11 protein-coding genes and 2 tRNA genes are annotated in these 18,037 nt (G+C 66.6%); 5 read left to right on the plus strand and 8 right to left on the minus strand.

Going from position 1 to position 18,037, the window contains the following annotated elements; genetic code table 11:
• Position 1 precedes the first annotated feature (1 nt).
• Both cydC and cydD read right to left on the minus strand, forming a co-directional pair.
• Positions 2 to 1,672, minus strand: a complete 1,671-nt coding sequence (cydC, locus tag HMPREF3113_RS00655) for a thiol reductant ABC exporter subunit CydC (RefSeq protein ID WP_070470127.1) — start codon at positions 1,670 to 1,672, stop codon at positions 2 to 4.
• Positions 1,669 to 3,399, minus strand: coding sequence for a thiol reductant ABC exporter subunit CydD (gene cydD / locus HMPREF3113_RS00660; protein ID WP_070470130.1), 1,731 nt, complete (start codon positions 3,397 to 3,399; stop codon positions 1,669 to 1,671). Before cydD ends, cydC begins: the two co-directional genes overlap by 4 nt.
• Before the next feature lie 227 nt (positions 3,400 to 3,626).
• Between cydD and HMPREF3113_RS00665 the strand changes: the two genes are divergently transcribed.
• The 5 genes from HMPREF3113_RS00665 (at position 3,627) to HMPREF3113_RS00685 (ending at position 6,871) form a co-directional block, all read left to right on the plus strand.
• On the plus strand, positions 3,627 to 5,216 hold the full coding sequence (locus HMPREF3113_RS00665) for a cytochrome ubiquinol oxidase subunit I (protein ID WP_019182854.1): 1,590 nt from the start codon (positions 3,627 to 3,629) through the stop codon (positions 5,214 to 5,216).
• A gap of 15 nt (positions 5,217 to 5,231) precedes the next feature.
• Entirely contained in the window at positions 5,232 to 6,386 is a 1,155-nt protein-coding gene (gene cydB / locus HMPREF3113_RS00670) for a cytochrome d ubiquinol oxidase subunit II (protein WP_019182853.1), read from the plus strand.
• Between the two features lie 30 nt (positions 6,387 to 6,416).
• Entirely contained in the window at positions 6,417 to 6,530 is a 114-nt protein-coding gene (gene cydX / locus HMPREF3113_RS00675; protein WP_019182852.1) for a cytochrome bd-I oxidase subunit CydX, read from the plus strand.
• Between the two features lie 48 nt (positions 6,531 to 6,578).
• Positions 6,579 to 6,655, plus strand: a tRNA-Pro gene (locus tag HMPREF3113_RS00680).
• A 139-nt stretch (positions 6,656 to 6,794) separates the two neighbouring features.
• Positions 6,795 to 6,871: transfer RNA gene (locus HMPREF3113_RS00685), tRNA-Pro, on the plus strand.
• Between the two features lie 30 nt (positions 6,872 to 6,901).
• On the opposite strand, the gene HMPREF3113_RS00690 is transcribed toward HMPREF3113_RS00685, so the two are convergent.
• From HMPREF3113_RS00690 to HMPREF3113_RS18515, 6 genes are read right to left on the minus strand one after another with little or no spacing between them, the layout of a single operon-like run.
• Positions 6,902 to 7,297: a hypothetical protein gene (locus tag HMPREF3113_RS00690; protein WP_070470133.1), complete on the minus strand. Its 396-nt coding sequence runs from the start codon at positions 7,295 to 7,297 to the stop codon at positions 6,902 to 6,904.
• Positions 7,290 to 7,808: a hypothetical protein gene (locus HMPREF3113_RS18505; RefSeq protein WP_139146267.1), complete on the minus strand. Its 519-nt coding sequence runs from the start codon at positions 7,806 to 7,808 to the stop codon at positions 7,290 to 7,292. The genes HMPREF3113_RS00690 and HMPREF3113_RS18505 overlap by 8 nt, the downstream gene beginning before the upstream one ends.
• A 60-nt stretch (positions 7,809 to 7,868) precedes the next feature.
• Complete coding sequence (locus HMPREF3113_RS18510) at positions 7,869 to 8,300, minus strand: hypothetical protein (protein ID WP_139146268.1); 432 nt, start codon at positions 8,298 to 8,300, stop codon at positions 7,869 to 7,871.
• Positions 8,293 to 8,730 carry a hypothetical protein gene (locus HMPREF3113_RS00700; protein WP_070470138.1) on the minus strand — a complete coding sequence of 146 codons (438 nt, stop codon included), beginning with the start codon at positions 8,728 to 8,730 and terminating at the stop codon, positions 8,293 to 8,295. Before HMPREF3113_RS00700 ends, HMPREF3113_RS18510 begins: the two co-directional genes overlap by 8 nt.
• 14 nt (positions 8,731 to 8,744) lie before the next feature.
• On the minus strand, positions 8,745 to 9,152 hold the full coding sequence (locus HMPREF3113_RS00705; RefSeq protein ID WP_019182850.1) for a hypothetical protein: 408 nt from the start codon (positions 9,150 to 9,152) through the stop codon (positions 8,745 to 8,747).
• Positions 9,149 to 18,004 carry a two-partner secretion domain-containing protein gene (locus HMPREF3113_RS18515; RefSeq protein WP_070470140.1) on the minus strand — a complete coding sequence of 2,952 codons (8,856 nt, stop codon included), beginning with the start codon at positions 18,002 to 18,004 and terminating at the stop codon, positions 9,149 to 9,151. The genes HMPREF3113_RS00705 and HMPREF3113_RS18515 overlap by 4 nt, the downstream gene beginning before the upstream one ends.
• Positions 18,005 to 18,037: the final 33 nt, after the last annotated feature.

Consider the following 18,037-nt stretch of genomic DNA (forward strand, 5'->3'; position numbering starts at 1 on the left):
CTTATGTCAGCTTTCCATCCCGCAAACGATAACTGCGATGCACGATGCCGCCCGGCAGTTCGTCGTGGGTGATCATCAGCAGACTGCGATTGCCCAGCGCCGCCACCATGTCCTGCAGCAGCGCATGCGCGGTATCCACGTCCAGGCCTTCGGTCGGTTCGTCCAGCAGCAGGATCGGCGCATCGCGCAGCAGCGCACGTGCCAGCGCCAGGCGCCGCGCCTGCCCGGCGGACATGGTTGCGCCGTTCTCGCCCACCCATGCCGAGAGCCCGCCGATCTGTTCGGCCCACGCCTGCAGTCGTACCTCTGCCAACACCTGCCACAGGCGCGCGTCGCTGGCCGCTACATCGCCCAGCCGCAGGTTGTCCGCCACCGTGCCGGCGAACACCGGCGCATTCTGCGGCAGCCAGGCAATCTGGCGATGCCAATCGGCCTGCGCGAATCCGCGGATATCGGCATCGCCGTAACGCACGCTGCCCGCCTCGGGATCCCATAGCCGCAGCAACAACGAGGACAGCGTGGTCTTGCCACTGCCGCTGTCACCGCGGATCGCGATCCGTTCGCCCGGCGCGAGCTCCAGCTGCACATGGTCCAGCAGCACGCGCGCCTGGCCGGGCCAGCGGAACACCACCTGTTCGAACCGCAGCGTTGCGGGTACGGATGGCACGGCCACCGGCGCATCGGCTTCCACCACGCCCGGCGCCTGATCCACGATGGCCTCCAGCCGCACCGCGGCGACGCGACCGGACAACCACGATTGCCAGGCCAACCCGATGCCGGCCCACAGCTCCAGCAGTGCCACGGTCAGGAACACCAGTGCGGCCGCCAGCGCGGCATCCACGCTGCCACGCTCGAAGGCGTGCAGGGCCAGCCACAGCATCGCCACCAGCCCCCCCGCGCCACACAGGCCATGCAGCGCATTGCCACTGATCAACCGCCAGCGGCGACGCTTGTCGCGCGACTTCAGCTGTTTGGCGGCCACCAGCACGCGCTGGTTCCAATGCTGGCGCGCCTGCAGCGCGGCGAGGTCGGCCGCGCCTTCCAGGCCTTCGAACGACTGCGTGCGCAGCTGCGCGCGGTGCAGCGCGCGGTCACGCTCCTGGTCCGCGGCGCCCCGCACGGTCAACCACGGCACGCCGACGCCGATCAGCACTGCGAGCAGCGCCAGCAGGCCGGCCGCCGGCGGATAGATGATGCCGGCCGCCACCACCGCGACCAGCGAGATGCCACCGAGCGCCAGCAGCGGGCCGATCGCGCGCACCAGCAGGCCGTCGACCTCGCCGATATCGGACATCAGGCGCGCCAGCAGTTCACCGGTGCGCACCCCCGCCAGACGGGCCGGCGCCAGCGGCAGCGCGCGACGGAAGAACCACACGCGCAGGTCGCGGGCGATGCGCAGGGTGACATCGTGGCCCACCAGCTTTTCGAAGTAGCGCGACACGATCCGCGCCATGGTCAGCCCGCGGATGCCCGCCGAGGGCGAGAAGAAGTTGAAGCCATTGCCGAGCCCGGCCGCCCCGGCCAAGGCGGCGGCGGTCAGGAACCCACCGGACAGCCCGAGCAACGCGGTACCGGCCAGCATCGTGGTCCACAGCAGCAGCACGGTCAGCAGCAACCGGCCGCGATGCCGGGCGAACACCCCCTTCAGCGAATCGGTCCGGGCAGCCTTCATGGCGACACCTCCGAGGCCAGGCGTGCACCGCCGGCGGTCAATGTCAGGCGGGTGTCGGCCCACCGCATGGCGGTTTCGCTGTGCGTGGCGATCACCACGCTGCGCCCACGCGCGAAGGCAGCCAGGGTGCGCAGCAGATCGGCTTCGGTCTCCGGATCGAGGAAGGCGGTCGGCTCGTCAAGCAGCAGCAGGTGTGGATCGCGCAGCAACAGCCGCGCCAGGCCGATCCGGCGCGCCTCGCCGCCGGACAAGCCGAAGCCGCGCTCGCCGATCACCGTGTCCAGCCCCAGCGGCAACGCGGCGGCGAAGCGCATCACCTGCGCCGCCTCGGCCACCGCGTGCAGATGCGCGTCGGTCGCCCCCGGCGCGGCCAGGCGCAGGTTGTCGGCGATGGTGCCGTGGAACAGATACGGGCGCTGACCGGCATAGCCCACGTCCAGCCCGGGGCGCAGCACGATGCTGCCCTCGCGCGGTGGCAGCCACCCGGCCAGCGCTTCCAGCAGCGTGCTCTTGCCGCTGCCACTGGGCCCGACCAGCGCCACGCGTTGCCCCGGTTCGATCTGGAACGAAAGGTGCTGCACCACATCGTGGTGCGCACCGAGCGGGCGCAGGCTCACGTCGCGTACGACCACCGGGGGCGCGTGCTGTTCCAACAGCTCCGGCGCGCGCGCGGTGGCGGGCGGTGCGTCATCGACAACGGCTGCGGCAGGCAGCTCGCCGAGCAGGCGCTCCACTTCCGCCGCGGCGGCGAGCGCATTGGCGCGGTCGTGATAGTGCGCGGCCAATCGCCGCAGCGGCGCGTAGAACTCCGGTGCCAGCAGCAGGCAGAACATGCCCACGCCCAGGGTCGGCACCTGCGCATGCAGCGACATCAGGCCCAGGTAGCTCAGGCCCAGGTACAGCGCGACCATCGCGACGCTCACCGAGGCGAAGAACTCCAGCACCGTCGAAGAGAGGAAAGCGATCCGCAGCACTTTCAGGGTGCGCTCGCGCACCCCTTCGGCCGCGCTGGCCACACCGTCCAGCTCGGCCTCGCCGCGCCCGTACAGGCGCAGCAGACCGAGGCCCTTGATGCGATCGGCGAAGTGGCCGCTCATCCGCGCCAGTTCGCCCAACTGCGCGCGCCCGGCCGCTTCAGCGCCCCAGCCGACCAGCATCATGAAGAACGGCACCAGCGGCGCGGTGAACAGCAGGATCAGCGCGATCACCCAATCGGTCCAGGCCACGGCGATCGCGATCAGCAGCGGCACTACCACCACTTCGATGCGGACCGGCTGGTACCCGGCGTAATAATTCTCGATCGCATCGGCGTGAGCCAGCATCAGTTCGCCCAGCTCACCGGTGCGCTGCTGGCGCAGCCACAGCGGACCGCGGCCAAGCAGCCGTTGATACACCCGTTCACGCAGGGCCAGCCGCGCGGCATCGGCAACATCGCCAGCGGCAGCCTGGGTCGCGCTGCCCAACAGGGTGCGGATGCCGAGCACCGCCAGCAGCCCCAGCAGGACCGGCGTTGCCTCGGCCAGCGGGCGGTGATCGACCAGCACGGCCTGGATCAGCCACGCAATGGCGGCCGCCTGGCCGATCAGCAGCGCGCCGGACAGGCAGATGCAGATCGCCGCCAGGCGTTGCTTGCCGCGCGCGGCGGCGGCCAGCCCGCCCAGCCAGTGCAGGCGCTGCCGGCGCAGGGCGGTTGTCTCAACAATCGACGCGTCGGGGGGTATGCTCAAAACAAGTCACTGGCGGCCACAGGGAGGTTCCGTCGATTGTAGTAGGTGCTGGCCCCGCCCCCGTGCGGCCAGCGGTCGCAGGGGCGGGATGGCATACGATCCCCGTGCGAGTGCGTTTGTACATTGATCTGAATCAAGGCTGTTTGAAGTTGCTGGTCACAGAATTCACCCCGTAGACCCCCCTTCCCGCCACCTGAAACGGCAAAACCCAACGAGGTAGCCAGGCCATGATTGATCAGACAGTCGTAGAACTGTCGCGGCTGCAATTCGCTCTGACCGCGATGTACCACTTCCTTTTCGTTCCCCTCACGCTTGGCCTGTCGTTCATGGTGGCCATCATGGAGAGCGTCTACGTCATGACCCGCAAACAGGTCTGGCGCCAGATGACGCTGTTCTGGGGCACGCTGTTCGGCATCAACTTCGCCATCGGCGTCGCCACCGGCATCGTGATGGAGTTCCAGTTCGGCATGAACTGGTCGTACTACAGCCATTACGTCGGCGATATCTTCGGCGCCCCGCTGGCGATCGAAGGCCTGATGGCGTTCTTCCTGGAAGCGACCTTCATCGGTCTGTTCTTCTTCGGCTGGAAGCGCCTGAGCCCGGTTAAGCACCTCACCGTGACCTGGCTGATGGCCCTGGGCACCAACCTCTCGGCGGTGTGGATCCTGATCGCCAACGGCTGGATGCAGAACCCGACCGGCGCGATCTTCAACCCGGAAACGATGCGCATGGAGGTGGTGGATTTCGCCGCCGTGCTGTTCAACCCGGTGGCGCAGGCCAAGTTCGTGCATACGGTCAGCGCCGGCTACGTGACCGGCGCGGTGTTCGTGATGTCGATCAGCGCCCTGTTCCTGCTGCGCAACAAGCACAAGGACATGGCCCGTCGCTCCTTCGCGGTGGCGGCCGCCTTCGGCCTGCTCTCCTCGCTGTCGGTGGTGGTGCTGGGTGATGAAAGCGGCTATGCCGCCAGCGAACACCAGAAGATGAAGCTGGCCGCGATCGAAGCGATGTGGGAAACCGAGCGTGCCCCGGCCGACTTCACCGCCTTCGGCATTCCGAACCAGACCACCCAGCAGAACGATTACGCGATCAAGATCCCCTACCTGATGGGCCTGATCGCCACCCGTTCGCTGAACCAGCCGATCCCGGGCATCCTGGAGCTGGTGGAACGTGCCGAGCACCGCGTGCGGGGTGGCCAGCTGGCCTACGGCGCGCTGGAACGCGTGCGCAAGGACAAGAACGACGCCGAAGCGCGTGAGATGTTCGACCGTCATTGGCAGGATCTGGGCCACGGCCTGCTGCTCAAGCGCTACCGCGAGGACATCCTCAACGCCACCCCGGAAGAAATCTCCAAGGCCGCGATGGACACCGTGCCGCGGGTCGCCCCGCTGTTCTGGACCTTCCGCATCATGGCCGGGCTGGGCTTCTATCTGATCGCCTTCTTCGCGCTGGCCTTCTACTACTCGTGCCGCCACAACTTCCAGGACAAGCGCTGGTTCCTCAAGCTCGCCCTGTGGTCGCTGCCGGCACCGTGGATCGCGATCGAATGCGGTTGGTTCGTGGCCGAGTACGGCCGCCAGCCGTGGGCGGTGGACGGCGTGCTGCCGACCTTCTACGCCGCCTCGGGCCTGGCCCTGCATGAAATCCTGACCACGCTGGCGGTGTTCACCGGGCTGTACACGGTGCTGCTGGTCATCGAAGTCAAGCTGATGCTCAAGGCGATCCGCAAGGGCCCGGACGACATCCTGCCGTCGCTGCAGGCTGCAGCCACGTCCCTTTCCCCCAATGCCGCTGCGCCGACCCACGGTCGGGCGTAAGGCAGGAGAACCCAGATGGAATTCATTGGACTCGATTACACCACGCTCCGCGTGATCTGGTGGCTGCTGCTCGGCATCCTGCTGATCGCCTGGGCGGTGATGGACGGTTTCGACCTCGGCGTGGGCACATTGCTGCCGTTCGTGGCCCGGACCGATGACGAACGCCGGCTGGTTATCAACACCGTCGGCCCGGTGTGGGAAGGCAACCAGGTGTGGCTGGTACTGGGTGGCGGTGCGATCTTCGCCGCTTGGCCGCCGCTGTACGCGGTCAGTTTCTCCGGCTTCTACCTGGCGGTATTCCTGATGCTGTTCGGGCTGATCCTCCGCCCGGTCGCCTTCAAGTACCGCAGCAAGATGCCCAGCAAGCGCTGGCGTGAGAACTGGGACCGTGCGCTGTTCGTCGGCGGGCTGCTGCCGGCACTGATCGCCGGCGTGGCGGTGGGCAACGTGCTGGTCGGCGTGCCGTTCCACTTCGATGACAGCATGCGCATCTTCTACACCGGCACCCTGATCGGCCTGCTCAACCCGTTCGCCCTGGTGGCCGGCCTGGTGAGCGTGGCCATGGTGGTCTCGCATGGTGCGGCGATGCTGGTGCTCAAGACCGACGGCCCGGTGGCCGAGCGCTCGGCCCGCTATGGCAGCGTCGCGGCGGTGCTGACCTTCGTGCTGTTCGCCCTGGCCGGCGTCTGGGTGGCCTTCGGCCTGCCGGGCTACCAGATCACCTCGCAGGTGGTCACCGATGGCCCGACCAACCCGCTGCTCAAGACCGCTGCCGTCGGTGCGGTGGCCGGTGGCTGGCTGCGCAACTACCAGAGCATGCCGCTGACCCTGCTGGCCCCGATCCTCGGGCTAGTGGGTGCGCTGGCCAGCGCGGTACTGCTGCGGGCCCGCCGTGGCGGCCTGGCCTTCGTGGCCTCGGGGGCCTCGATCACCGGCATCATCCTGACCGTCGGCTTTGCAATCTTCCCGTTCCTGCTGCCCTCCTCCAGCCAGCCGGGCTCCAGCCTGACCGTCTGGGACAGCTCCTCCAGCCACCTGACCCTGGGGATCATGCTCATCGCCACGGCCATCTTCCTGCCGATCATCATCGCCTACACCTCCTGGGTCTACCGCGTGATGAAGGGCAAGACCACGGCCGAAGACATGAGCGACAACCCCAACGCTTACTGATGCGCCCCACGGCGCCATAGGAGACTTACCATGTGGTACTTCGCTTGGATTCTGGGTGCAGGGCTGGCCTCGGTAGTGGCCATTCTCAACGGCATGTGGTTCGAAGCCCGCGAGCAGAGCCGTACGGATCACGAAGAAGGCTAAAAAAAGGTTGCCGATCGGGTCTTCACACCGTATCCTTGTCGGCTCCTTCGGGGTGTAGCTCAGTCTGGTAGAGCGCTACGTTCGGGACGTAGAGGTCGCAGGTTCGAATCCTGTCTCCCCGACCACTTCGGTGGTCGTATTGAAGCCTGGGAACACGTTTCCAGGCTTCTTTATCAAGGGCCGTGGCAACACGGCACCGAAGGTGAAAAACGCGATCCCCCCTTGCCGCCGACCGGCGGGATCGATACAATAGGCGGCTCCTTACGGGGTGTAGCTCAGTCTGGTAGAGCGCTACGTTCGGGACGTAGAGGTCGCAGGTTCGAATCCTGTCTCCCCGACCATCTGATGGTCACAATCAAGCCTGGAAGACATCACTGTCCTCCGGGTTTTTTTGTGCCTGGCGATTGGCAGGCCGGGTAGCGGCTGCGGATTTCCCCTTCGCAGCTGCCGGTGTAGCGGTACCCGCTGCGCATCATGCAGTGCTGCAGATCATCGAACGTGCGGCCCAGGGCCTGCTGGATCACCGCCGCGCTGGACTTCTCCGGCGTGGAGACGTGGTAACCACCATTGGCGGCCCCACCACATTCGCGCCAGTCGGCATCGCGGGCCGCGCCGTCATTGCCCATCTTCTGCCAGGTGTCGCGTGGCGGCACGAGGGTACGGCTGGCCGATGGATCGCCATTCATCCACATGCCGCCGATGCCGCAGGCGCTGAGGCTGAGGGCCAGGCACAGGGCGGTGACGGCGCGTGGGTGCAGCTCAATCACACACGCTCCGAAGATACGCATCCGCCCGTGCCTCGGGTGATGCGGCCGAGCGTTCAGGGGTCGCCGCGCGGAAAGTGATGCCAAGCTGCTCGGCGCTGCGTTGCAGCCCTTGCATCTTCGGCGACTGGCCTGCGACCGTGAGGGTCAGATAGGAAAGGCGCTGCTGCTTGAAGCTGCCTAGCGCCGACTGGACTGCTTTTCGTGTGACATCTTCGCTCTCACCGGCGACGACCAGGCGGGTCATCGGTGGCTCGGCACCACGGGCCATGAGCGCCTTCAACTGATCCATCCATGCAGCCTTGCTCACCACCGAGCCCAGCATGAGGTTGGCCACGGGATTGCCTGCCGAGGGAACATCAATGTAGAAGGCCGCGCATCGCACCGCTTGTGCCGACTGCGGCGATTCGAGCAGCTCAGGATCAGCGCACGCTGCGCCGGCGATGCCCAGGAGAGTCAAACCAAGCGCGAGGCGGGCAGACGATCCAGATAGTGGACGAAAGAATGACTGCATGTTCTGGCTCCCAAGGATAGTGATATGCACTGGATGGAGGACCGCATACGCCTCGGCGCATCAGCGCTGCGACACGGACCCCTCCGCACGCTGGCATGCAGGGAAACGACTGGGAATCTCACCCTGGCAGGTACCGGTGTACTGATACTGTTTACCCATCATGCAACGTTGAATCTGATCGAATGTCGCACCGGAGCGCGCGGCCGTCTCAGCACCTGTAGTGCCTGGCAACACCGCATAGTTCCCCTTCTCCGTACCCCCGCAGGACACCCAGTCGAGCTGACGCGCTTCAGGTGTATTGGACGGGTGCTGCCAGCTTTCCATCAATGAAGGTGGGTTGGCCAGCCGCTCATACGCCGCTTTATCGCAGTAGATCATCGGTGTCTGCGGCCCACAGATGCGGCCATTGCCAATCACGCAACCGGACAGCAACGCGACTGCCAATGCAGCTCCAGCCGCTCTGATCTGTCGTTGCGCAGACGGCTCAATCATGCAGCAATCTCCCCGAACCGGACTGGCAGGCGGGATAGCGGCCCGGAATATCGCCTTCGCAGGAACCGATGTAGTGATACTCCTTTCCCAACATGCAACGTTGCGCAGCGTAGAGTTTCTCGCGCGAAAGCTCGGCATCCTCTTGAGGAGTAGCCCCTCGCCGGTCTGCCGAAATGTTCCCACTTCGTTGGCCACCGCACGCCTGCCAATCCAGGTCGCGTACCAGGACGCTCGCATCCGGCCGGGTCCACTCGTGGCCCGGCGGGCTGAGGTGCCGGGTCGCAGCGGGATTGCCGTTCATCCACAACCCGCCTGCGCCGCAAGCGGTCACGCCCGACAGCACGGCCAGCACGGCCAGCACGGTCATTGTGCGACAAATGCGCAACGCGAAATGATCGCGGGAGATGAACAGCCTGGGGTAAAGCAGCATCCTGGTCACCGCACTCAGTCCACCGGGAACCCACCAGGCACGAACTCGAATCCTTTCCCGGTCATGCACGCATCACTCAGCTGACTCAGCCGCGTACCAATTTCCTTGCGCCGCTTTTTCTGCGCAGCGGTACGATCAGCGTGCCAGATCTTGGTAATCACCGAGCTCTCCTTCAGCAGCCCGGCGTACTCTTCATTGTTCCGCAATTCCTGACTGCATTGCTGCCGAGCCTGGTCCGCGTCGGCTTTGCTGGCACCTGCCTTACGCCAATGCTGTTTGGTGGGCATGACGCGAACGGAACCGGCCGGAACGGGTCCAATGTCCGTTGTGGCCACCCGGCCCGGCGCCGCAGGTGCCGTGGCACATCCGGCAACCGTGATAAGCGCGGCCGCCGCCAGCATCGAGGTGTACTTCCTGATCATCGTTTTTCAGCCTCACGTTTGGGGACCTGCCTGACAGGTTGATTGATCTTACCGATGCCCCACACCTTGTCCGTGATGGACCGCAGCTCCGTACCGTCCGCGGGCAGGTAACCCACGTAGGCACTGTGCGACCCCGGGAAGCTGCCCTCGTTCTTCTCGGAAGTCGCCGGGTTTCCGCCAAGAATGACGCGCCAGCTGCCGACGATGTCCGTCGGATGGGTGTTCTGCCATACCTCTCCCCTGGCGTCACCAATCAACCCGACCAACCCCAGCGCTTGCTGTGCATTGGCTGCAGCCCCGTTGTAGAGGATGTAGCCGATGGGGAACATCTTCTGGTCGTCGCCTCGAAGCTGCAACATCGCATTGGTGAAGGTCATGCTGCCGCGGCTGTGATTGACGGCATTGAACTCCCATCCCTCCTCCCTGGCACGCTCCAGCAGCGCAATGTTGGTCTGCGATGCGGCCGTCACAGGCAGCATGACGCCCGTAAGGCTGCCCAGGATGCCATTGGCTTTGTCGTACATCGCATACAGCCCTTCGGCCACCTTGTTGCCGGTGTAAGGGTTCAGGATGTAATACACCCCGGACGCGTTGGCTTCATTGGTGTTCTGCTTCGCGCCTGTGGCAAGCGCGTAGGGCTCAGCGTTGAAAATGCCGTTGTTGAAGATGTACAGCTTGCCGTCAATGGCCTGGACATCCTCCAACGCCAGTTCGGTCTGACGGCAGTTGGTCCCGCCCGCTTCACAGGTCTGCAGGACAATGCGACTTTGCTCCGTCGCTGCTTTATGCACCAGATCCGTCGTCCAGGCAGTGCCTTGGCGGAAGGCTTCGCCGGTGATCGCGTGCTCCGCAGCGGCACGCTCTTCGAGACGCTCAAGATCGATCAGCGCGGCAGATTGATGGGCATTCAGCGTGTCGCGATTCAGCCCGGCCACCTGTTGTTCTGCCCCCTTGCCAGTCAGCGCGCGCTGGAGCTCATCATCCGTGATCAATACAGCGCCATCGCTGATCGCCGCACGGGTTGTCCCCTGCGAGCCGTCACTGGCGTCGCCATGGATCAGCTTGTTGCCGATGATCGTCTTGGTGGCGCCGTACAAGCCGGAGAAGGTTTCATCGGTGACACCGATTCCGCCGCTACTGGCCTTCGCGCTCGAAGTGTTCTCTATGTCGCTGACAACCAGTGCAGCTGTCTGAAGTCGATTCCTGCCGGCATCAATTGCTGCATCGCTGGAGCTGATTGCACCACCGACAAGCTGTGTCGTCCCATCCACATTGATCTGGAAGCCGCCGTCACCCGCACGAATGGCCGACTGCTCGGTGACACTGGCAAATTCACTGTCGCTCTTCTGGTTGAGCATGTAGGCACTGCCACTGAAACCCGCACCGAAAGTGACGCTGCCCCCGACGGTTCTGTCCTTGCTGTGGAAGCTGTGGGTATCCTGCAGACTCTCCACCGCCAGGTTGCCACCGACGTTCATTGCCACCTGCTCACCTGAAACTACCGCGCCACGCAGCGTGGTGTCGCCGCCCGATTCGACGACCAACGACTCTCCTGCAGTCAGGTGCGTCGTGTTCCAGTAGACGTCCTCGCCCTTGCCGCTGCCCCGCGAAGCACTGGCATTGGCCGTGATGCCGGCGCTGGCACCGCCCGAGCCCACAGCGATGGCCACGCCTACGCCGCCACTGGCGCTGCTGCTCTTGCGCTCCATTTCGATCACGTCACGGGACGCAAGAAGCGCGACGTCTCCGTCCGCCTTGAGGCGGATGTTGCCGTCTGCCGTTACGTCACTGCCCTGAATCGTGATATCCGACGCGTTGCCAGCGCCCGTGGCACTGATCCGGACGTCGCCGCCGGCCCGGATCGATGACGCTGCCGCCGTGTCGCTCTGCGTTGTCGTCCGGCCGTCGCTCTTGCTGGCCCCCACGGTGATGGAAATGTTCAACCCGCCAGCCGCGCCTGGATCCGCGCCGACCGCATCGACGCCTTCCTTCACCGCACCCGCTGCTGTCGCAGCACCCATCGCCTGCTTACGCCAGTCAGAGGTCTTGCTGGTCGCACTTGCCATGTTGCCGGCGGTCTGCAGTGCAGTGATCACCGGCGCAGTGACCGCAACAGTGAGACCGGCCTGCCTGAACTTGCTCTCCTGCGCCGTCGTCTGCGTTTCGCGGGCCTCCAGAATCGCGACCTCACGCGCGTGGATGTCCACATCGCCCTCCGGCGCGAGGACGTCACTGCCAATCTGGCGATACGCCCCGCCCGCCAGCAGCACGACATCGCCTGCGAGCGAGCCGACGGTCGACCCCGCCGCGGTGTTGCGCGTGGCCTTGTTGTCGTCGCTCTGCATCTGCGTGCCGGCCGTGATCGCAGCGCCACCGTTGTAGATCAGGCCACTCTGCTCCTTCTTCTTGAAGTGGCTTTCCGTCGCCGATTCGCGAGCGGCCTGGATCACCAGATCCTGGTCGGCGGCAATCGTGGTGCCGACATCGGAGATCACATCGCTGCCGGTGATGGTGACGTTGCGTCCTTGGATGGCCACTGTGTTCCCGCCAACCGTGCTGCCCTGGGCAACGGTTTCATCGAGGCTGTCGCGGGTGGTGCGGGTCGTGGTGTTGAGCAGGCCGCTATGCCGGTGCTTTCGACCCTCGCTCCAGTTGTAACTGTCTTCGGACACCCCGATGTTGAGGTTGCCGCTCGCCACCGCGACCAGGGCACCCTCGGCGCTGTTGACCGTCGCTGCCTGCAACTCCATGTCCCGACCTGCCTGCAGCTGGACATCGCCGACAGTCCGGACATTGGTACCAACGCCACGGCTGTACCCGCTGCGCAGATAATTGTCGGCATTGCGCACGTTGTTCTCCTGCCGCGCCTCCCGTACGGTGCCCAGTGACAGGTCGCGACCGGCGGCGATCACCGTTTGCCCACCGGAGCCCGCGTTGACGATCTCGGCTCCGTCAAGACGAACATCACGCACCGCGCTCGCCAGCAGCGTGCCACCAGCCTCACTCACGAACAACCCGGCCACGCGGTCGATGTTGGTCCTGCTGAAGTCGCTCAACCCCGCGGTGTTCTGACCGCTGCGGGTGGTGGTGACCAGGTTCAGATCACGGCCGGCGCTGGCGACCAGCACGCTGCGCGCATCGATCAGGCCGCCTAGGTTGTCCAGATCGGTACGCGCGTTGGCACTGACCGTGTCACCGCTGATGCGGCCGTCCAGGTTGCGCAGGTTCTGCGCGTCGATCTTCACCGCGGTGCGGCCAGCGATGGTGCCACTGTTGACCAGATCGCCGCGCAGGTTCAGCTCCACCGAGCGGCCGGCCAGCAGCGTGCCGGTGCCGTCGATATCGCCGGGTCGCACGCGAACATACACCTGCGGGACCAGCGCGGTGGTGGTGCTGCCATCGGCCAGGGTGACGCGCTGCTCGACCAGCCAGACGATGTCGCTGGTGAGCTGGGCCATCTGTGCCGGGGTCAGCGCCACGCCGGGGCGCAGGCCCCATGCGTCGGCGATGGTGGCCGCATTGTCGAGCAGCGCGCGGTATTGCGCTTCATCGTCGGCATAGCCATCCAGGAAGCGGCGGCCGGTGAGCTGGGCGACCTGATCGCGGACCAGCTTCTGTTCGTAGAACCCATCGCCCAACCGCTTCTGCACGTTGGCCGGGTCCACGCCCATCTTCTGCAGCAGGTACTCCGAACCGAGCCAGTTGCGGTAATCGGCAAAACGCGGATCGGTTTCGACCAGGTATTGGCCGGCATTCGGCCCGCTCTGGAACAGGCTGCTCTGCGGCAGTTCGGCCTCCACGCCGATGGTGCGGATCACGGTCGGCTGGTTGCCCGCCGCGCCCTGCGCACCGGTGCCCGCCGTGCTGCCGGGACCGGCCAGCGAGGCCACGCTGGCGCTGACTTCGGTCACCTGGCGCTGCCCACCCACGGCACCGGCACCGGCCGCACCCCCGACCTGCCCACCGACGGAACCGGTGCTGACCCCGCCCACCTGGTAGCCGCTGCCACCGTCGCGGGTGTGCTCGGCCGTCCGGGTCACGCCCAGATTGATGGTGCGCACTTCATCGGCCGGGCGATAGGCGATCTTCCGGTCCCACTTGCGCTCGTGATAGCGCTTGAAACCACCGCGCCAGCGACTGTAGGTGTATTGGCTGGTGCCTTCCTCGTGCACCCGGTACTCGCCGAATGCGTCGATGTTGCGGAGGTTGCCAAGATCGCCCAGCAATGCGCCGCCGGCCAGGATCTGGCTCTTGTCGTTGATCAGCTCATCGCCACGCAGCGTCATGTTGCCGCCGGAAATGATGCGACCCGGCGCGCTGGAGGTGACCTGGGTTTCGTACTCGGTGTGGGTGACGTCGTACTGGGTCCAGTCCTTGACGTCGCCGTTGCCGTTCTTCCACCAGTACTTGCCGGCACGGCTCCAGCTGGACCAGGTGAACTCGCTGGCATCATGCATGCCGGGCGTGCCCTTGGGCTGGATGTACAGCTTCTTGGTCGGGCCCACCACCATCACTTCAGTGGTGGCGAAATGCTCGTTGCTGTTGAGCAGGCGCGTGGCATCGATACTCAAGCCACCCAGCGACTCGATGGTCGCGCTGGCGTTGTGCACCGAGCCGGCGCGACCGACTGCATGGCCCTGCGCATCCAGCGCACCGCCGATGTTGAGTGCATTGTCGCCACCGCCGGCACTGAAGATCAGCGCCTGCTCGCGGTTGACCACGGTGCCGGCGCCGATGTCCAGGCGCTCACGCGCAGCAATGGTGGCTGCGCGGGTGACGCCCTCCAGCGTTTCATCACTGTTGACCAAGGTCGTGGCACCGATCGACAGGCGGTCGCCATAGATGCGGCCGGTGCCAACGTTGAGGATCACATCGGCATCGATGCGGGTATCCACACCGTCGATGAGCCCGCGGTTGCCGAGCACGCCATCGGCGCGCACCTGGGTGCGGATGCCGCTGATCTCGCCGCTGGCGAGGTTGTCGATCTGGCGTGCGTGCAGCGCCAGATCACCGGCCTGCACCTTGCCCGCGTTGGTCCACAGCCCCTGCGTGGAGACCGTGGCCTTGCCATTGGCGGTGATCTGGCCATCGTTGCGGTAATCCTGCTGCAAGGCCAGCACCAGATCGCCCTGCGACAACACCCGGCCGGTGCCATTGAGTGCGTTGGCATGCAGCGCCTGGTTGCCCGCCGACAGCAGCGTGCCATCGGCGTTGCCGACCTGGCCGGCGCGCACGTCCAGACTGCCCGCCGAGGACACCAGCCCCTGCTGGTTGAACAGTGCATCGCCGGCCTGCAGCGCGATGCGCTGGTCGGCGGCGATCATGCCGGTGCTGTTGTCGATCTGCGCGGCGGCGAGATCCACGCTGCCGCCCTGCAGGCCGAGTGCAGTGCTGCCGCCAGCGGTGGCGCGGTTGTCGATGCGCGCGGCATGGGCGACCAGATCGCCACCGGCCACGGCCAGGCCGGCCTGGTTGACCAGCTCACCGCTCAAATCCAGCGTCAGATTCTCGCTCGCCTGCAGGCGGCCGCCGCTGTTATCCACGCGCTGCGCCTGCAGCAGCAGTGAGGCCCCGCTGCCGACCTGCCCGCCGCTGCGGTTGTCCAGCGTGGCCAGCCGCGCGTCCAGCGCCGTCTGCGCCTGGACAAGGCCGGCACGATTGTCCAGCTCACCGGCACGCAGGGTCAGCCCGGCACCGCTGACGATGCCACCGCGCGCGCCCGCGTCGGTATTGCCCAGCTGCTGGCCGTGGGTATCGATGCGCATCGCCGCACTGGACTGCAGCAGGCCAGCGCGGTTCTCCAGCGCACCACTGCGGGCATCCAGCGTGCCGGCGGTGGCGGCGATGATGCCCTCACTGTTGTCCACGCTGCCAAGGCCGGTGTCCAGTGCAAGGGATGCACCGGCCAGGGTGCCGCGCACGTTGGCCAGTCCCTGGCTGGCGACCGAAAGCGCACGTTCGGCCTGGATCACACCGGCGGTGTTGTCGATATCGCTCGCGCTGTCGAGCGTGACATCGCCCTCGATGGACGCCAGCGTGCCGGCGTCACGGTTGACGATGCGGCCGGCCTGCACCTGCAGCGTTTCCTTGGCGGCGAGGATGCCGGCGCTGTTGTCGAGGGTGTGGGCGACCGCCACGTCCAGCGTATCGCCCGCGTTGACGGTGCCGCCGCGGTTGTCGAGGCTGCCGGCGCGCAGCTGCTGCGCACCGCCGGAGGCGACCAGGCCGCCCTGGCGATTGTCGAGCAGGCCGTCCACGCCCAGCTGCAATGCACGGTCGCCGGCCGCCTGGACCGTGCCGGCCTGGTTGTCCAGCTGGCCAGCCCGAAGGCTCAGATCACCGGCGCTGGCCAGCGTCCCGCGCTGGTTGTCGATCGCGCCGCTCACCTGCAGCGTGGAGGCCGCCTCACCTGCCGCCAGCAGTTTGCCGTCGCGGTTGGCCAGGCTCCCGGCCTGTACGGCGAGCGCACCGTTACCGATGATCTGGCCGTTGTCGTTGAGCAGCGCGTTGGTCACCCGCAGGGCCAGCGCGTCGGTGCCGGTGGCGATCAGTTCGCCACGACGGTTGTCCAGCTGCCCGGCATCGATCGCCATGCGCACCGCCGAGGTGATGCCATCGGAGACATCAATCCCCAGCCCCTGCAGTTGCAGCGCGCCATTGCTCAGCAGTTTGCCGCCCGCTCCGGCCAGCGTTGTGGCGTTGATATCCAAACGGCCGCCGCCGGCCTGCTGCACCTGGCCGCCCGCGTTGCGCAGCAAGGCGGTATCGATGGCCAGATCGCCGTTGCTGGCGAGCGTGCCGCCGTCGTTGTCCAGTGCACTCGTCGCCCCGATACGGTTGCCCTCGCTGCCCGTTGCCAGCAGCTGGCCGCCACGGTTGTCGAGCGTATCGACCTGGACGTCGAGCGTGCCGGCCTGCAGTTCCGCCTGGCGGTGATCGACCGTCCCTGCGCGCAGGGTGAGCGTGCCGGCCGTGGCGATCTCGCCGCGCTGGCCGTCCAGCATACCGGTGGTGAGCTGCAGGCCGTCGCTGCCGGCGTGCATCAGCTTGCCATCGGTGTTCACCAGCACCGCGCTGGTCAGTGCCAGCGAGGCAGCGTTGCTGGCGAGACTGCCGCCGGTGTTGTCGAACGTGCCCGCCACCTGCAGCTGCGCAGGTGCGCTGCCGCTGTGAGCGATCGTGCCGCTGCGGTTGGACAGCTGCGCGGTGCGCGCATCCAGCGCGCCGCCGACGTTCATGACGCCGGCGTCGTTGTTCAGCGCCTGGCCCTGCACAAGCAGGTCGCGCCCCGTGGTCAGCTCGCCCTGCCGGTTGGACAGGCCGCCCCCCTCCACGGCCAGATCGCGCACCCCGAGGCGACCGCCGTCGTTGTCCACGTGGCCCGCGCGCAGATCGATATCACCCCCGGCAAGGACCGCGCCGGCATCGTTGTCGAGCACGCCGGCAATCATCACGCGGCCCTGTGCGAGCGGCGCGGTGGCCGGCGGTGTCGAGCCCGGGGTGCTGCCATCGGTGCCACCGTTTCCGTTGCCGGTTCCCGTGCCCGGGCTGCCCGTGCCGTCGCCATCGCCCGGTGAGGTCGGCGTCGTACCGTCCTGCCGGGCCAGTGCGCCGATGCTGCCCTTGTCACGGTTCTGCAGGCGCCCGCTCTGCACCGCCAGGGCCTGCACGCCAGCCTGTTCGATGCTGCCGCCGCGGTTGACCAGCGACGCCGCCTCCAGGTCCAGACGGGTACCATTGAGCTGGCCACCCGTGTTGTCCAGATCCTGACCGGTGCGCAGGTTCAGTTCACGCCCGGCACTGACCAGCCCTTCGTTGCGCACACCGCCGCTGGCAGCGATACGCGTATCGTCGCGCGCCTGCAGTTTGCCGGTGTTTTCCAGCCGGCCATCGACAGTCACGACCAGTTCGCCGGTCTGCGCCCCGAGGTTGCCCGCGTTGCGCACGCCCACGCCGTGCTCGGTGCCCATCAGCAGGATCTTGTTGGCGTACATGCCGCCCAGCTGGGCCACATCGAGCGCGTACTGCGGCGCATTGCCTTCGGCGGCCTGCGCCTGCACGCGGCCCAGATCGGCGCTCACCGTGTTCGCGCCGGTGGTGACCTGCAGCTGCTGCGCCCACAGGCCCGCATTGAGCTGCACCGAGCGTGCGATCAGATCGGTGTAGTCGACCCGGCTGGCATCCATGCCGGCACCGAAGATGTGGATCGCTCCGCCCTGCACGCGGTATCCCTCCAGCGCGCCGCCATTGAACATCGGGGTGCCGGTGGTGAGGGTGATGCGGTTGGCGTTGATGAAGCCGCAGCCATCGCAATCGATGCCGGCCGGGTTGGCGATCACCACCTGCGCGCGGTCGCCGGCCACTTCCACATAGCCGCGCAGCTGGCTCGGGTTGGCGCCATTGACCTCGTTGAGGATCACCCGTGCGGTGCCGCCGGCCAACCACGGATTGCCCTGCACCCAGCCACCGAGCTGCGACTGGGTATTGCCGCGTGAGTTGTTGAGGATGGCGCCCTGCTGGTCGACATCGAAGCGCTGGTAGGTGTTGCGCGAAACACCGGCAGCACTCGGCGTCTGGATATTGATCTGCGGCGTGCCGTTGGCGGTTTCCAGCACGGTCGGGCGCTGGTTCCCGGGGGCATTCGGGTCCGCGACCACCTGCGCCGCCGCCAGGCCGGTTACGCCTACCCAGCCCAGCATCACCCACAGCGCGAACGCCATCGGGCGCAGTGCCGCCGTGCGATCGCCATCCTGCCCGGTACCGGCGCCGCCGGGGCGCGGGGTGATCTCCGCAGCGACCTGCCAGAGCATGAGGGCGTGGTTGAACACGAGGCGGTACAGATGCTTGTTCATGACAATTCCTTTGTATGCGTGCGGTCGGTGCGG

It is taken from the genome of Stenotrophomonas sp. HMSC10F06 (assembly GCF_001807865.1).
Taxonomy (GTDB): Bacteria; Pseudomonadota; Gammaproteobacteria; order Xanthomonadales; family Xanthomonadaceae; genus Stenotrophomonas; species Stenotrophomonas bentonitica_A.

What these genes read in the sequence shown, in the direction of transcription:
- cydC (WP_070470127.1), bottom strand. Translation starts at nt 1,672, where the DNA reads ATGAAGGCTGCCCGGACCGATTCGCTGAAGGGGGTGTTCGCCCGGCAT.
- HMPREF3113_RS00665 (WP_019182854.1), top strand. Translation starts at nt 3,627, where the DNA reads ATGATTGATCAGACAGTCGTAGAACTGTCGCGGCTGCAATTCGCTCTG.
- cydB (WP_019182853.1), top strand. Translation starts at nt 5,232, where the DNA reads ATGGAATTCATTGGACTCGATTACACCACGCTCCGCGTGATCTGGTGG.
- cydX (WP_019182852.1), top strand. Translation starts at nt 6,417, where the DNA reads ATGTGGTACTTCGCTTGGATTCTGGGTGCAGGGCTGGCCTCGGTAGTG.
- HMPREF3113_RS18505 (WP_139146267.1), bottom strand. Translation starts at nt 7,808, where the DNA reads ATGCAGTCATTCTTTCGTCCACTATCTGGATCGTCTGCCCGCCTCGCG.
- HMPREF3113_RS18510 (WP_139146268.1), bottom strand. Translation starts at nt 8,300, where the DNA reads ATGATTGAGCCGTCTGCGCAACGACAGATCAGAGCGGCTGGAGCTGCA.
- HMPREF3113_RS00700 (WP_070470138.1), bottom strand. Translation starts at nt 8,730, where the DNA reads ATGCTGCTTTACCCCAGGCTGTTCATCTCCCGCGATCATTTCGCGTTG.
- HMPREF3113_RS00705 (WP_019182850.1), bottom strand. Translation starts at nt 9,152, where the DNA reads ATGATCAGGAAGTACACCTCGATGCTGGCGGCGGCCGCGCTTATCACG.
- HMPREF3113_RS18515 (WP_070470140.1), bottom strand. Translation starts at nt 18,004, where the DNA reads ATGAACAAGCATCTGTACCGCCTCGTGTTCAACCACGCCCTCATGCTC.